Origin of the sequence: Pseudomonas sp. NBRC 111138 (genome assembly GCF_001320835.1) — a bacterium.
Lineage (GTDB): Bacteria > Pseudomonadota > Gammaproteobacteria > Pseudomonadales > Pseudomonadaceae > Aquipseudomonas > Aquipseudomonas paracarnis.
The window spans coordinates 1-13,937 of sequence record NZ_BCBO01000135.1 but is presented as its reverse complement, the minus strand read 5'-3'; the positions used below and the strand labels follow the sequence as shown (position 1 = coordinate 13,937).

Below are 13,937 nucleotides of genomic sequence, written 5' to 3'. Positions count from 1 at the left end.
ATCATTAGGCCACTGCAACACCCTTAATTTGACCCCGGCTGGCACGTACTGGCCGAGGCAAATCTCCACCGCCGTGGGATGCAATGATGAGCGACCAGATACCGGTACATGACGTTACCCCGCCTGCCAAGACCGTCGACCTCTACGCTTCGAGAGAGAAGATCTACACCCGCGCCTTCACTGGCTTGTTCCGCAACTTGCGCATGGTCGGCGGTGCCGCTCTGTTCCTGTTGTACTTCGGCACGGTGTGGCTGAACTGGGGCGGTCACCAGGCGGTGTGGTGGAACCTGCCGGAGCGTAAATTCTTTATTTTCGGCGCAACGTTCTGGCCCCAGGATTTCATCCTGCTGTCGGGCATTCTCATTGTCGCGGCATTTGGCCTGTTCTTTATCACCGTATACGCCGGGCGCGTGTGGTGCGGCTATACCTGCCCACAAAGCGTGTGGACATGGATCTTCATGTGGTGCGAAAAGGTCACCGAAGGCGACCGCAACCAACGCATCAAGCTCGACAAGGCGCCCATGAGCGCCAACAAATTCCTGCGCAAGTTCAGCAAGCACAGCCTGTGGCTGCTGATCGGCTTTGCCACCGGCATCACCTTCGTCGGCTACTTCTCACCGATTCGCGAACTGGTATTCGATTTCTTCACGGGCCAGGCCGATGGCTGGTCGTATTTCTGGGTGGGTTTCTTCACTCTTGCCACCTACGGCAACGCCGGCTGGCTGCGTGAGCAGGTGTGCATCTACATGTGCCCCTATGCGCGCTTCCAGAGCGTGATGTTCGACAAGGACACCTTGATCGTGTCCTATGACCCCCGCCGTGGCGAAGTGCGTGGCCCACGTAAAAAGGGTACCGACTACAAGGCCCAGGGCCTGGGCGACTGCATCGACTGCACGATGTGCGTGCAGGTGTGTCCTACCGGTATCGATATCCGCGACGGGCTGCAAATCGAATGCATCGGCTGCGCCGCCTGTATCGATGCCTGCGATAACATCATGGACAAGATGGAGTACCCACGCGGCCTGATCAGCTACACCACCGAACACAACCTTTCGGGGCAGAAAACCCATAAGCTGCGCCCGCGCCTGATCGGTTACGCCCTGGTATTGCTGGCGATGATCAGCCTGTTGGTGGCCGCCTTCTTCATGCGCTCGCTGGTGGGTTTCGACGTCAGCAAAGACCGCGTGCTGTATCGCGAGAACGCCGAAGGACGCATCGAAAACGTCTACAGCCTGAAGATCATGAACAAAGACCAGCGCGACCACACCTACGTGCTCGACGCCGCTGGCCTGCCGGACCTCAAGCTGCAAGGCCGGCGCGAAATCAAAGTGGCCGCCGGCGATATCGTCAGCATGCCGGTGGAGTTGTCGAGTGCGCCCGAGCAGTTGCCGTCGAGCACCAACGAGGTGACCTTCATCCTCGAAGACGCCGATGACACCAGCGTCCATATTGAAGCCAAGAGCCGATTCATCGGCCCACAAGTCCGTTAACAGGGAACATACGCATGCCCGCAACTACTGCCGCCAGCCCTTGGTACAAGCACCTCTGGCCCTGGATCATCATCGCGATTCTGGCCTGCTCGGTGACCCTGACCTTGTCCATGATGACCATCGCAGTGAACAACCCGGACAATCTGGTCAACGACAACTACTACGAGGCCGGCAAAGGCATCAACCGTTCCCTGGACCGCGAACGCCTGGCCCAGACCCTGCAACTGCGCGGCAAGCTGCACCTGGACGAACTGACCGGCGAGGTCGAGCTGCAACTGACTGGCTACAGCAATCCAAATACCCTGGAGCTGAACCTGATCTCCCCGACCCAGCCAGAGAAGGATCGCAAGATCAACCTCACCCGCAGCGACAGCGAGCCCGGCCGCTACATCGGCCAGGTCACCGACAAGGTCGAAGGTCGCCGTTTCGTGGAACTGCTTGGCGTGGAGGGCGGCAACACCTGGCGCCTGTTCGAAGAAGAAGAGGTCAGCCACGACAAGGACTTGCTGCTGGGTGACGAACCGTTGCAGGGCGCCGAGGACCTGAAGAAGTAGACGATGATCGTTCCCACGCTCTGCGTGGTAACGCCTTGCTGGACGCTCTGCGTCTGCTTTGTGACGCAGAGCGTCACGGGCAACATTCCCGCGCAAAGCGTGGGAACGATCTACGGAACTGAGCAATGACCCAACCCACCCCCTGCTACCACTGCGCCCTACCCGTCCCCTCCGGAAGCCGGTTCACCGCCCAGATCCTCGGCGAACGCCGTGAACTCTGCTGCCCGGGCTGCCAGGCCGTGGCCGAGGCGATAGTGGACGGCGGGCTGGAAAGCTATTACCAACACCGCAGCGAAGCCTCGGCCAACCCCGAGGCGCTGCCCGTGCAATTGGTGGACGAGCTGGCGCTGTACGATCGCGCCGATGTGCAAAAACCCTTTGTCCGCCATCAAGGCGACCTGGCCGAAACCACCTTGCTGATGGAAGGCATCAGTTGCGCCGCCTGCGGCTGGTTGATCGAGAAACACCTGCGCAGCCTGCCTGCGGTGGCCGAAGCGCGATTGAACCTGTCCAACCACCGCCTGCACGTGCGCTGGGCCGATGGGCAATTGCCGTTGAGCCAACTGCTCAGCGAGCTGCGCCATATCGGTTACGCCGCCCACCCTTACCAGGCCGACCGCGCCGCCGAACAATTGGCCAGCGAGAATCGCCTGGCCCTGCGACAACTGGGGGTCGCCGGCTTGCTGTGGTTCCAGGCCATGATGGCAACCATGGCCACTTGGCCGGAATTCAATATCGACCTGAGCCCGGAACTGCACGTCATCCTGCGCTGGGTTGCGATGTTTCTGACCACGCCCATCGTGTTCTACAGCTGCGCACCCTTCTTCAAAGGCGCCCTGCGTGACCTGCGCACGCGCCACCTGACCATGGACGTGTCGGTGTCCCTGGCGATTGGCGGCGCGTACCTGGCCGGCATCTGGACGGCGATCACTGGCGTAGGCGAGTTGTATTTCGATGCCGTGGGCATGTTTGCCCTGTTCCTGCTGGCCGGACGCTACCTTGAGCGCCGCGCCCGGGAGCGTACTGCCGCAGCCACCGCCCAACTGGTCAACCTGTTGCCCGCCTCCTGCCTGCGCCTCAAGGACAATGGCCAGAGCGAACGCATCCTGCTCAGCGAGTTGGCACTGGGTGATCGTGTGCTGGTGCATCCCGGTGCGGTGCTGCCGGCGGATGGGGTGATTCTCGACGGCCAATCCAGCATTGATGAATCCCTGCTGACCGGCGAGTACCTGCCGCAACCTCGGCGCACGGGTGAGAGCGTCACGGCCGGCACGCTGAATGTCGAAGGCGCGCTGACCGTCCAAGTACGCGCCCTGGGGCATGACACGCGCCTGTCCGCCATCGTGCGCCTGCTGGAGCGCGCCCAGGCCGAGAAGCCGCGCCTGGCGCAGATCGCCGACCGCGCTGCGCAGTGGTTCTTGTTGTGCTCGCTGATCGCCGCCGCACTGATCGGCCTGCTGTGGTGGGAGCTGGACCCCACCCGGGCGTTCTGGATTGTGCTGGCGATGCTGGTGGCGACTTGTCCGTGCGCCCTGTCGCTGGCCACGCCGACGGCCCTTACCGCCGCCACCGGCACCTTGCACAGTCTCGGGTTGCTGCTGACCCGCGGCCATGTGCTGGAGGGCCTGAACCAGATCGACACGGTGATTTTCGACAAGACCGGCACCCTCACCGAAGGGCGCCTGGCATTGCGCGCCATCCGGTCCCTGGGCGCATTGGACAGCGACCAATGCCTGGGCCTTGCCGCCGCCCTGGAGAACCGTTCCGAACACCCGATTGCCCGTGCCTTCGGCCGTGCGCCGCTGGCCGCCGATGAAGTGCTGAGCACGCAAGGCCTGGGCCTGGAGGGTCGTGTGGGAGAACGTCTGTTGCGCATCGGCCAGCCGGGTTTTGTCTGTGAACTCAGTGGCTGCGCGATTCCCGCCTCGCCGGACGAAGCCGGGCAATGGCTGCTGCTGGGCGACCGCAGCGGGGCGCTGGCCTGGTTCGTACTCGACGACCGTCTGCGCAGCGACGCCCCCGCCTTGCTCGCCGCATGCAAGGCGCGGGGCTGGCGCACGCTGTTGCTCTCCGGCGACAGTTCGCCGATGGTGGCCAGTGTCGCCTCTGAGCTGGGTATCGACGAGGCCCACGGCAGCCTGCGCCCTGACGACAAGTTGCAGGTACTGCAAAACCTGCACAAGGAAGGTCGCAAAGTGCTGATGCTGGGCGATGGGGTCAATGATGTGCCGGTGTTGGCTGCTGCCGATATCAGTGTGGCGATGGGCTCGGCCACCGACCTGGCGAAAACCAGCGCCGATGCGGTGCTGTTGTCCAACCGCCTGGATGCGCTGGTGCAGGCCTTCAGCCTCGCGCGGCGCACCCGCCGAGTGATCATCGAGAACCTGTTGTGGGCCGGGTTGTACAATGGCCTTATGCTGCCGTTCGCCGCCCTGGGTTGGATCACTCCGATCTGGGCGGCCATCGGCATGTCCATCAGTTCGTTGACCGTGGTACTCAACGCGTTGCGCCTGACTCGCCTGCCGAGCGCGCAAGCCCCGGGTACCGCCCCAGCAACCCGCCCGCTGCCGGCCTGAGCCGCGTGGGCATGGAGTACAGATGCCAGCTCTCTATGTGATGATTCCGGCAGCACTGCTGTTAGTGGGCGTGGCCATCTACATCTTCTTCTGGGCCGTGGACAGCGGCCAGTACGAAGACCTCGATGGCCCGGCCCACAGCGTGCTGTTCGATGACCAGGACCCGAACCACCTGGCCGCCATCGATGAAGCCAACAACCCCGAGCAACCGCCCAAAGAGCCCCCTCATGCTTGAGCTGATGCCCTTGCTGGTCTCGGCGCTGATCCTCGGCCTGCTCGGTGGTGGCCACTGCCTGGGCATGTGCGGTGGGTTGATGGGCGCGCTGACCCTGGCGATTCCCAAGGAACAACGCAGCCGCCGTTTTCGCCTGCTGCTGGCGTACAACCTGGGGCGCATCCTCAGCTATGCCACCGCCGGTTTATTGATCGGCCTGGCCGGCTGGGCGGTGGCCAACAGCCCGGCAGCGATGTTCATGCGTGTGCTCGCCGGCCTGCTGTTGGTCTGCATGGGCCTGTACCTGGCCGGCTGGTGGAGCGGCCTCACCCGTATCGAAAGCCTGGGGCGCGGCCTGTGGCGGCATCTGCAGCCAGTGGCCAACCGTTTGCTGCCGGTGTCCAGCCTGCCCCGCGCCTTGTTGCTGGGTGCGCTGTGGGGCTGGTTGCCGTGCGGGCTCGTCTACAGCACCCTGCTATGGGCGGCGAGCCAAGGCAATGCACTGGACAGCGCCTTGCTGATGCTGGCGTTCGGGCTGGGCACCTGGCCGGTGCTGCTGGCCACCGGGCTGGCCGCCGAACGGGTGACGGCGTTGTTGCGCAAGCGCAGCGTGCGGGTGGCCGGCGGGGTGCTGGTGATGATCTTCGGCCTCTGGACCTTGCCCGGCCCCCATCAGCACTGGCTAATGGGGCATTAACAGGCCCTGTGGCATAGCGCCGCTCCCCGTTGATGCAAATCAACATGCCTTGCCTGCCCTGCCCCTAGACTCGGCCCACTAGCCAATCCGGGGGACCGCCCGCATGCTCGACGCCATTCGTTGGGACACAGATCTGATTCACCGCTACGACTTGGCGGGGCCGCGCTACACGTCCTACCCCACCGCCGTACAATTTGACAGCCAGGTCGGCACCTTCGACCTGCTCCACGCCCTGCGTGACAGCCGAAAGGCAGTGCGGCCACTGTCGCTGTACGTGCATGTACCCTTCTGCGCCAACATTTGCTACTACTGCGCCTGCAACAAGGTGATCACCAAGGACCGGGGGCGCGCCCAGGCCTACCTGCAGCGCCTGGAGCAGGAGATCCAATTGGTGGCCTGCCACCTCGACCCGCAGCAACCCGTTGAGCAACTGCATTTCGGCGGCGGTACGCCAACGTTTCTCAGCCACGATGAACTGCGCCAGGTGATGACACGCCTGCGCCAGCATTTCAATTTGCTGGATGATGACTCGGGCGACTACGGCATCGAAATCGACCCGCGCGAAGCCGACTGGGCCACCATGGGCCTGCTACGCGAACTGGGCTTCAACCGCGTGAGCATCGGCCTGCAAGACCTCGACCCCGAGGTGCAACGGGCGGTCAACCGCCTGCAAAGCCTGGAGGAAACCCGCGCCGTGATCGATGCAGCGCGCACCTTGCAATTTCGCTCGATTAATATCGACCTGATCTACGGCCTGCCCAAGCAGTCGCCGTTGAACTTTGCGCGCACCGTGGAGGAAGTTATCCGCTTGCAGCCTGACCGCCTGTCGGTATTCAACTACGCGCACCTGCCGGAACGCTTCATGCCCCAGCGGCGGATCAACACCGACGACCTGCCCTCGCCGGCAGAAAAACTGCTGATGCTGCAAACCACCATCGAACAACTGACCCAGGCCGGTTACCGCTACATAGGCATGGACCACTTTGCGCTGCCGGACGACGAACTGGCGGTGGCCCAGGAAGAAGGCAAGCTGCAGCGCAACTTCCAGGGTTACACCACCCACGGGCACTGCGACCTGATTGGGCTGGGGGTGTCGGCGATCAGCCAGATCGGCGACCTGTATTGCCAGAACAGCAGTGACCTGAACCAGTACCAGAATGCCTTGGCGGGCGCGCAACTGGCGACGAGCCGCGGCCTGGTCTGCACTACGGACGACCGGTTGCGACGGGACGTGATCCAGCAGTTGATCTGCAATTTCAGCCTGGCATTCGAGGGAATCGAACAGGCGTACAACATCGATTTTCGCGACTATTTTGCCGAGTTATGGCCGCAATTGCAGACAATGGCCGATGATGGCTTGATCGAACTGGACGCCCAGGGCATTCGCGTGCTGCCGGCCGGGCGCTTGTTGGTGCGCTCGGTGTGCATGGTGTTCGATGCCTACCTGGAGCACCAGAACAGGCAACGGTTTTCGCGGGTGATTTGATTACATCGCCAGGGAGGCAGCTTTCATCGAATCCTCGGCACTCATGCCTTTCATCGCCTTGGCCAGCGACGTCTGAGCCGACATCAGGCCAGCCTGCAGCGAACCGATCTCGGTCTGCAGCGCGCTGGCCTTGGCACGCGCCTCTTCAGGGGAAAGATTACTGTCCGCGGCCACCGCCGCCAGTTCGGCCTGTTTTTCGGCGATCTGTTGCTTCAGTTGGCGGATCATTTTCAATACCTGTTTGACGTTGTCTTCCAGGCCACTGTCATCGATGTCCGCATTGCTGCGCTGCTCCACGCCTGCAGCTTTGAATGCCGCAGCGGAAATAGTCACTGTCACACCTTCCACGACCTTGGTTTCAGAAGATTTTTCAAGGGTGGGACCTTCGTCCTTGAGCGCAGTAACCGGCTTCGCGTCAGGCACAACAGGGATGCGAATAGCCGGGTTGTAGGCCGCTATAACAGACATGATCCGAGCTCCGTCTAAGAGATGTGCTCTCTGTATCGACCTCAAGCAACAAATCTTTATACCTGTGCAGGTTTTCTGTACACGCTGGCCTCGCTGCCCCCCAGTGCGTTACCCTTACGTCTTATGTGTGTTTTCCCACAAGGATTTAAGAAATGTCCGAGCCAGTCAAACTGCGCGCTCACAGCCAGGCCCATTGCAAGGATTGCAGCCTGGCCCCCCTCTGCCTGCCACTTTCGTTGAATCTGGAAGACATGGATGCGCTGGACGACATCGTCAAACGCGGCCGCCCACTGAAAAAAGGCGAGTTTCTGTTTCGCCAGGGCGACAAGTTTGATTCCGTCTATGCAGTACGCTCGGGCGCGTTGAAGACCTTCAGCCTCAGCGACGGCGGCGAAGAGCAAATCACCGGTTTCCACCTGCCAAGCGAGTTGGTCGGGCTGTCGGGGATGGACACCGAGATTCATCCGGTGTCGGCCCAGGCCCTGGAAACCACGTCGGTGTGCGAAATTCCTTTCGAGCGCCTGGATGAACTGGCCCTGCAACTGCCGCAATTGCGCCGCCAATTGATGCGCGTGATGAGCCGCGAGATTCGTGACGACCAGCAAATGATGCTGCTGCTGTCGAAGAAAACCGCCGACGAGCGCATCGCCACGTTCCTGGTCAACCTGTCGGCGCGCTTTCGCGCCCGTGGGTTCTCGGCCAACCAGTTCCGCCTGAGCATGTCGCGCAATGAGATCGGTAATTACCTGGGCCTGGCAGTGGAGACCGTGTCCCGCGTGTTTACCCGTTTCCAGCAGAACCAGTTGATTGCCGCCGAGGGTAAAGAAGTGCATATCCTCGACCCGATCCAGCTGTGTGCATTGGCTGGCGGTTCGCTGGAGGTCTGATCCAGGCTGCGGCCGCGCCAATCGGCGAGGCCGCAGGTATACTTCGAGTCCGTTTTCCGCTCTGGACTCCTCGACGATGACTTTTGATTCGTTCGACATCAAATCCCTGATTCGCCCCGTTATCGACTTCCCCAAGCCGGGTGTGATCTTTCGTGACATCACGCCGCTGTTTCAATCGCCCCGCGCCCTGCGCCTGGTGGCCGACAGCTTTGCCCAACGCTATGTCGAAGCCGATTTCACCCATATCGGTGCAATGGATGCCCGTGGCTTCCTGATCGGCTCGATCATCGCCTACCAACTCAACAAGCCGCTCATCCTGTTCCGCAAGCAAGGCAAGCTGCCGGCGGACGTGCTGGCTGAGGGTTACCAGACCGAGTACGGCGAAGCGTTCCTGGAAGTGCACGCCGACAGCCTGTGCGAAGGCGACTCCGTGCTGATGTTCGATGACCTGATCGCCACCGGCGGCACCCTGATTGCGGCGGCGAACCTGGTGCGGCGCATGGGGGCAAAGATCTTTGAAGCCGCGGCGATTATTGATTTGCCGGAGCTGGGTGGCTCGCAGCGCTTGGCAGACATGGGGATTCCGACGTATTGCCTGACGCAGTTCGGGCTGACTGAGAGATAAGCGTCGTCAGTACTGACGCCATCGCGGGCAAGCCCGGCTCCCACCTTGGAATGCATTCTCCTGTGGGAGCCGGGCTTGCCCGCGATGAGGCCGAAAGAACACCCCGGCTTACAACCCCATCTGCTTACTGATGATTTCATTCATCACTTCGCGCGTCCCGCCACCAATCGACAAAATCCGGTTATCGCGATACAGCCGCTCCACCAGACTGCCACGCATATATCCCTGCCCGCCCAATATCTGCACCGCGTCATACGTCACCCGATCAGCGGTATCGGTGGCCAGATTCTTGGCCATGGAAATCTCTTTGATTACGCTCTTGCCGGCGGCCATCTTCGCGGCCTGGCGATAGGTGAACTCGCGGGAAACCTCCACGGCGGTAGCCATTTCCGCCAGGCGATGCTTGAGCACCTGGAATTTGCCGATGGGTTTGCCGAATGCTTCGCGCTGGGCGGCCCACTGGAGGCTTTCCTCCAAGGCCAGTTGCGCGGTCATGTTGGCCATGAGGGCCAAGGCCAGGCGCTCGCTCTGGAAGTTGCCCATGATGCAGGCAAAGCCCATGTTCTCGACACCGACGAGATTGCCCACAGGCACGCGGCAGTCATCGAAGAATAACTCGGCGGTGTCCGACGCCCACCAGCCCATCTTCTTCAGTGGCTGGCCGACGGTAAAACCGGGCGTGTCTTTTTCAATCAGCAGCAGGCTGATGCCACCAAAGCCCGGCCCACCCGTGCGCACGGCCACGGTGTAGAAATCAGCGCGAATGCCGCTGGTGATAAAGGTCTTGGCACCGCTCACGCGGTAATGCTCGCCTTCACGTACGGCGCGGGTTTGCAGGTTGGCTACATCCGAGCCGCCGCTGGGCTCGGTGACCGCCAGGGCGATGATCTTCTCGCCGGCGAGCACCAGAGGCGCTATGCGCTCACGCACGTCGGGCCGGGCCCATTTGACGATGGGCGGCAGGCCGATATCCAGGGAGCCGAGCCCTGCCACCACGCCGCCGGAGCCGCAGCGCATCAGCTCTTCGCTGGCGGCGACCTTGGCGAACAGATCGCCTTCGTGGCTGCCACCCAGCGCCTCGGGGTAGCCGATGCCCAGAATGCCCGCCGCACCGGCCTTGAGGTAAAGCTCACGGGGAAAGCTCTCAGCTTCCTCCCAGTGCTCGATGCCCGGCAGCATCTCGCGCTCGACGAAGCGGCGCACGCTGTCGCGGACCAATTGGTGGCTGGGATCGAAGTATTCCTGATAGGCAGACATCGGCAAGCTCCATGGCGAGATGGAGCGAACTTACCAAGCGCTTGCTTGGTTATCAAGTCATACACAGGGACTGTGTCTGCGCTAATCCTGTAGGAGCGAGCTTGCTCGCGAAAAACGTCAACGATAACGCGTGCTTCCTGAGTGAACGCGGCGCCTATTAGTTTTTCGCGAGCAAGCTCGCTCCTACAGGGTTAGGAAGCTCCAGATTGCAGTGGCTTTTAGAGGGCGATGGGTTTGCGGCCTGCGAACGAGTGCGCCAGGGTGCCGCCGTCCACCAATTCCAGCTCGCCCCCCAACGGTACGCCATGGGCGATCCGTGAAGTAATCAAACCTTTATTGGTCAGCAACTGGGCGATGTAGTGCGCGGTGGCTTCACCTTCCACCGTCGGGTTGGTTGCCAGGATCACTTCGGTAAAGGTTCCCTGCTCTTCGATTCGCGCCACCAGTTGTGGAATACCGATGGCTTCCGGCCCCAAACCGTCGAGCGGCGACAGGTGGCCCTTGAGCACAAAGTAACGCCCGCGGTAACCGGTTTGCTCCACGGCGTACACATCCATCGGCCCTTCCACCACGCACAGCAACGTGTCGTCGCGACGTGGGTCGGCGCATTGCGGGCAGAGTTCTTCTTCGGTGAGGGTGCGGCACTGGCGGCAGTGGCCCACGCCCTCCATGGCCTGGCTCAGGGCCTGGGCCAGGCGGGTGCCGCCGCTGCGGTCACGCTCCAGCAGTTGCAGCGCCATGCGCTGGGCAGTTTTCTGGCCAACGCCGGGCAAGGTGCGCAAGGCGTCGATCAGTTGGCGAATCAGGGGGCTGAAGCTCATGGGCGAAGGGTCCGACAAAACAACGAGACGCGGTTTATACCCGCGCCCCGGATTAGCGTCAAATACTCAATCCTGCGCGACGCGCACCACCAACTTGCCGAAGTTGCGCCCTTCGAGCAGGCCGATAAAGGCTTCGGGCGCCTGCTCCAGGCCGTCGACCACGTCCTCGCGGAACTTGATCTTGCCCTCGCGCACCCAAGGCGCCATGGCACTGAGGAACTCCGGTTGGCGGTCGCCGTAGTCATCGAACACGATAAAGCCCTGGATGCGCACCCGCTTGGTCAGCAAGGTGCGTTGCAGGGCCGGCAAACGGTCAGGGCCGCTGGGCGCTTCATGGGCGTTATAGCCGGCAATCAACCCGCACAGCGGCACGCGCGCTTTGGGGTTGAGCAAAGGCAGCACGGCATCGAAGACTTTACCGCCGACGTTTTCGAAATAAATGTCCACGCCTTTGAAACAGGCCAGGGCCAGCTCATGGGCGAAATCTTCGCTCTTGTGGTCGATACAGGCGTCAAAGCCCAACTCATCCACCACGTAGCGGCACTTGTCTGCGCCACCGGCAATGCCCACCACGCGCAAGCCCTTGAGCTTGGCCACTTGGCCCACCACCGACCCCACCGCGCCAGACGCAGCCGCCACCACCAGGGTTTCCCCGGCCTTGGGCTGGCCGATATCCATCAAGCCCATGTAGGCCGTCATGCCCGGCATACCCAGTACGCCCAAGGCCATGGACGGACTCGGCAACCCCTTGGGCAGCGGGATCAGGTTATGGCCTTCGCAAATGCAGTGGCTTTGCCAGCCGGTGGCGCCGACCACCAGGTCGCCCACTTCGAATTTCGGGTTGCGCGATTGCTCGACACGGCTGACAGCCCCACCGGTCATCACCTCGCCGATTTCCACGGGCGCGGCGTAGGACGGCGCGTCACTCATGCGTCCACGCATGTAAGGGTCCAGGGACAGGTACAGGGTCTTGAGCAACACCTGACCGTCTGCCAGGTCCGGCAGGCTCACACGTTCCAGGCGAAAGTTTTCCGGCGTGGGTGCGCCTTGAGGGCGTGAGACCAGAACGATGCGTTGGTTGAGCGTCATTTCTTGAGGCATCAGCGGGGCTCCTTTATCGGTGAGTGGTTTCAACGGTATAGGGTGCAGACCATCGGTGAAGGCCTGGGGTTCGATGTTTCGACCGGCCAAAAAAAATGCCAGGCGCGATGCCTGGCATTTGAGTCTAGCTAAAGCGTGTATCAGAACGGCAGTTTCATCCCCGGTGGCAGTTGCATGCCAGCGGTCACGCCGGACATTTTGTCCTGGCTGTTGGCTTCGATCTTGCGCACAGCGTCGTTGACGGCTGCGGCGAACAGCGCTTCGAGCATTTCCAGGTCATCTTCACCCACGCCCGGCAATACGCTTGGGTCGATGCTGACACGCTTGATGTCGTGACGACCGGTCATCACCACGCTGACCATATCGCCACCGGCTTTACCGGTGACTTCGGCGTTGGCCAGCTCTTCCTGCATCTTGGCCATTTTTTCCTGCATCTGCTGCGCCTGCTTCATCAGGCCGGCCATGCCACCTTTCATCATGGGAATCACCTCAAAAGTACGTGGATCAATGAGTAGCCCGGTGTCATGACGCTTGGGGCACCGGGGCTTCGACAGGTTCAATAGTATCGTGGCGGACGACCGCACCGAACTGTTGCATCATTTGTTGGATAAGCGGATCTGCGTGGATCGAGTCCTCGGCCTCGCGCTGGCGGTTAAGGCGCCGACGGGTCGCTGCCTGGGCCGGGGTTTCCTGCTCGGGCTTGATCAGCTCGATGGCGATGGTCAGCGTGCGCCCATGGTACTGGTTGAGCGCGTCGTTGAGCCGGCGCTGCTGGGTGGCGTTGAACAAGGCGCTATGGGCCGGGTCCAGGTGCAGCAGCCAGTGGTCGCCTTCGATGGAAATCAGGGTGCAGTTGGCGGCGATACTGCCGGTCATGCCGGAGATCGGCAATTTCGGAAACAATTCCAGCCATTGCAGGGCCAGGCCGGTAGCCGGGGCCGCGGCAGGTTCTGCCTCGGGCTCGGGCGCAGGTTCCGCGGTGTGCTCACTGGCCAAATCGTCCAGGTAGCTGTAGGCCGAATCCATGTCCGGCTCGATGTAGTCTTCGTCCAGCGGCGGTTCGTCGTCCAGGTCAATGCCGGGAGTGGCCGCGTCGACCTGGGCGACCGTCGGTTCAGGAACGGGGGCCGATACCCACTCAGGGGCATCCGGCACCACGCTGTCCGGAGTCGGCGCAGGCATCGGCGTCAGCTCGGGTTGCTCGCCGGTGGTTTCCAGCACGGGCTCCACGGCGGGCTGTTGCTCGGGCTCTACTTGCGCTTCGACCGGGTCATTCCAAGGCAAGTCGACCACGGGCTCGGGCTCGATGACCGGCTCGGGCTCGACCACCGGTGCGACGGCAACCGGCGCAGGTTCGGGCTCAGGTGCCGGCGCAACCGGCTCAGGCACAGCAACCGCAGGCGCAGTAACTACTGGCGCGACAACGGCCGCGCCAGCCACTGGTTTGGCGGAATCAACTGTGGCCTGGCTGATCCCCACTGGCTTTAGCGGCTGTCTCGGTGCGTCTGCCGAATCTGCCGGCCGGAATGCCAGCATGCGCAGCAGCACCATTTCAAAGCCACCCCGAGGGTCGGGTGCCAGGGGCAGGTCGCGGCGACCGATGAGGCCCATCTGGTAGTAGAACTGTACGTCTTCGGCCGGCAAGGCCTGGGCCAGGGCCAATACGCGATCTCGGTCGCCATGGCCGTTGTCCACGCCTTCCGGCAGGGCCTGGGCGATGGCGACGCGATGCAATACGTTGAGGATTTCCGAAAGCACGCC

Annotated in this window: 14 protein-coding genes; 8 read left to right on the top strand and 6 right to left on the bottom strand. The window is 62.3% G+C overall.

Features of this window, described 5'->3' with window-relative positions; all coding sequences use genetic code 11:
• Positions 1-86: 86 nt before the first annotated feature.
• The 6 genes from ccoG (at position 87) to hemN (ending at position 7,017) form a co-directional block, all read left to right on the top strand.
• Positions 87-1,490, top strand: coding sequence for a cytochrome c oxidase accessory protein CcoG (gene ccoG, locus APH41_RS23315; protein ID WP_034128398.1), 1,404 nt, complete (start codon positions 87-89; stop codon positions 1,488-1,490).
• A 14-nt stretch (positions 1,491-1,504) separates the two neighbouring features.
• Positions 1,505-2,044: a FixH family protein gene (locus APH41_RS23310; protein ID WP_054921745.1), complete on the top strand. Its 540-nt coding sequence runs from the start codon at positions 1,505-1,507 to the stop codon at positions 2,042-2,044.
• Between the two features lie 125 nt (positions 2,045-2,169).
• A complete protein-coding gene (locus APH41_RS23305) occupies positions 2,170-4,620 on the top strand; it encodes a heavy metal translocating P-type ATPase (protein WP_054921743.1) in 2,451 nt (816 codons plus the stop codon).
• A gap of 22 nt (positions 4,621-4,642) precedes the next feature.
• Positions 4,643-4,855, top strand: coding sequence for a cbb3-type cytochrome oxidase assembly protein CcoS (gene ccoS / locus APH41_RS23300; RefSeq protein ID WP_054898601.1), 213 nt, complete (start codon positions 4,643-4,645; stop codon positions 4,853-4,855).
• Positions 4,848-5,531 carry a sulfite exporter TauE/SafE family protein gene (locus tag APH41_RS23295; RefSeq protein ID WP_034128395.1) on the top strand — a complete coding sequence of 228 codons (684 nt, stop codon included), beginning with the start codon at positions 4,848-4,850 and terminating at the stop codon, positions 5,529-5,531. The genes ccoS and APH41_RS23295 overlap by 8 nt, the downstream gene beginning before the upstream one ends.
• A gap of 103 nt (positions 5,532-5,634) precedes the next feature.
• Positions 5,635-7,017 carry an oxygen-independent coproporphyrinogen III oxidase gene (hemN, locus tag APH41_RS23290; RefSeq protein ID WP_054921742.1) on the top strand — a complete coding sequence of 461 codons (1,383 nt, stop codon included), beginning with the start codon at positions 5,635-5,637 and terminating at the stop codon, positions 7,015-7,017.
• Here hemN and APH41_RS23285 read toward each other — a convergent pair whose 3' ends face one another.
• Positions 7,018-7,485 (bottom strand): FlxA-like family protein, encoded by a 468-nt coding sequence (locus tag APH41_RS23285; protein ID WP_080757733.1) that lies wholly within the window; start codon positions 7,483-7,485, stop codon positions 7,018-7,020.
• A 152-nt stretch (positions 7,486-7,637) separates the two neighbouring features.
• On the opposite strand from APH41_RS23285, the gene fnr reads away from it, so the two are divergent.
• Both fnr and APH41_RS23275 read left to right on the top strand, forming a co-directional pair.
• Positions 7,638-8,372 (top strand): fumarate/nitrate reduction transcriptional regulator Fnr, encoded by a 735-nt coding sequence (gene fnr, locus APH41_RS23280; protein WP_005790290.1) that lies wholly within the window; start codon positions 7,638-7,640, stop codon positions 8,370-8,372.
• 76 nt (positions 8,373-8,448) lie between these two features.
• Positions 8,449-8,997 carry an adenine phosphoribosyltransferase gene (locus APH41_RS23275; RefSeq protein ID WP_034128393.1) on the top strand — a complete coding sequence of 183 codons (549 nt, stop codon included), beginning with the start codon at positions 8,449-8,451 and terminating at the stop codon, positions 8,995-8,997.
• Positions 8,998-9,105: 108 nt separating this feature from the next.
• On the opposite strand, the gene APH41_RS23270 is transcribed toward APH41_RS23275, so the two are convergent.
• From APH41_RS23270 to APH41_RS23250, 5 genes are all read right to left on the bottom strand, one after another.
• Positions 9,106-10,254 carry an acyl-CoA dehydrogenase family protein gene (locus APH41_RS23270; protein ID WP_054921740.1) on the bottom strand — a complete coding sequence of 383 codons (1,149 nt, stop codon included), beginning with the start codon at positions 10,252-10,254 and terminating at the stop codon, positions 9,106-9,108.
• A 218-nt stretch (positions 10,255-10,472) separates the two neighbouring features.
• Positions 10,473-11,075, bottom strand: a complete 603-nt coding sequence (gene recR / locus APH41_RS23265; RefSeq protein ID WP_014719453.1) for a recombination mediator RecR — start codon at positions 11,073-11,075, stop codon at positions 10,473-10,475.
• A 66-nt stretch (positions 11,076-11,141) separates the two neighbouring features.
• A complete protein-coding gene (locus tag APH41_RS23260) occupies positions 11,142-12,176 on the bottom strand; it encodes an NADP-dependent oxidoreductase (protein ID WP_003193196.1) in 1,035 nt (344 codons plus the stop codon).
• A gap of 140 nt (positions 12,177-12,316) precedes the next feature.
• The gene (locus tag APH41_RS23255) at positions 12,317-12,655 is read right to left on the bottom strand and encodes a YbaB/EbfC family nucleoid-associated protein (RefSeq protein ID WP_003193199.1); all 339 of its coding nucleotides are present in this window, start codon (positions 12,653-12,655) and stop codon (positions 12,317-12,319) included.
• Between the two features lie 43 nt (positions 12,656-12,698).
• Positions 12,699-13,937 (bottom strand): DNA polymerase III subunit gamma/tau C-terminal domain-containing protein (locus APH41_RS23250; RefSeq protein WP_305728903.1); only part of this gene is annotated, 1,239 nt, incomplete at its 5' end.

What these genes read in the sequence shown, in the direction of transcription:
- fnr (WP_005790290.1), top strand. Translation starts at nt 7,638, where the DNA reads ATGTCCGAGCCAGTCAAACTGCGCGCTCACAGCCAGGCCCATTGCAAG.
- APH41_RS23285 (WP_080757733.1), bottom strand. Translation starts at nt 7,485, where the DNA reads ATGTCTGTTATAGCGGCCTACAACCCGGCTATTCGCATCCCTGTTGTG.
- APH41_RS23310 (WP_054921745.1), top strand. Translation starts at nt 1,505, where the DNA reads ATGCCCGCAACTACTGCCGCCAGCCCTTGGTACAAGCACCTCTGGCCC.
- APH41_RS23255 (WP_003193199.1), bottom strand. Translation starts at nt 12,655, where the DNA reads ATGATGAAAGGTGGCATGGCCGGCCTGATGAAGCAGGCGCAGCAGATG.
- recR (WP_014719453.1), bottom strand. Translation starts at nt 11,075, where the DNA reads ATGAGCTTCAGCCCCCTGATTCGCCAACTGATCGACGCCTTGCGCACC.
- hemN (WP_054921742.1), top strand. Translation starts at nt 5,635, where the DNA reads ATGCTCGACGCCATTCGTTGGGACACAGATCTGATTCACCGCTACGAC.
- APH41_RS23305 (WP_054921743.1), top strand. Translation starts at nt 2,170, where the DNA reads ATGACCCAACCCACCCCCTGCTACCACTGCGCCCTACCCGTCCCCTCC.
- APH41_RS23260 (WP_003193196.1), bottom strand. Translation starts at nt 12,176, where the DNA reads ATGCCTCAAGAAATGACGCTCAACCAACGCATCGTTCTGGTCTCACGC.
- APH41_RS23275 (WP_034128393.1), top strand. Translation starts at nt 8,449, where the DNA reads ATGACTTTTGATTCGTTCGACATCAAATCCCTGATTCGCCCCGTTATC.
- APH41_RS23295 (WP_034128395.1), top strand. Translation starts at nt 4,848, where the DNA reads ATGCTTGAGCTGATGCCCTTGCTGGTCTCGGCGCTGATCCTCGGCCTG.
- ccoG (WP_034128398.1), top strand. Translation starts at nt 87, where the DNA reads ATGAGCGACCAGATACCGGTACATGACGTTACCCCGCCTGCCAAGACC.
- APH41_RS23270 (WP_054921740.1), bottom strand. Translation starts at nt 10,254, where the DNA reads ATGTCTGCCTATCAGGAATACTTCGATCCCAGCCACCAATTGGTCCGC.
- ccoS (WP_054898601.1), top strand. Translation starts at nt 4,643, where the DNA reads ATGCCAGCTCTCTATGTGATGATTCCGGCAGCACTGCTGTTAGTGGGC.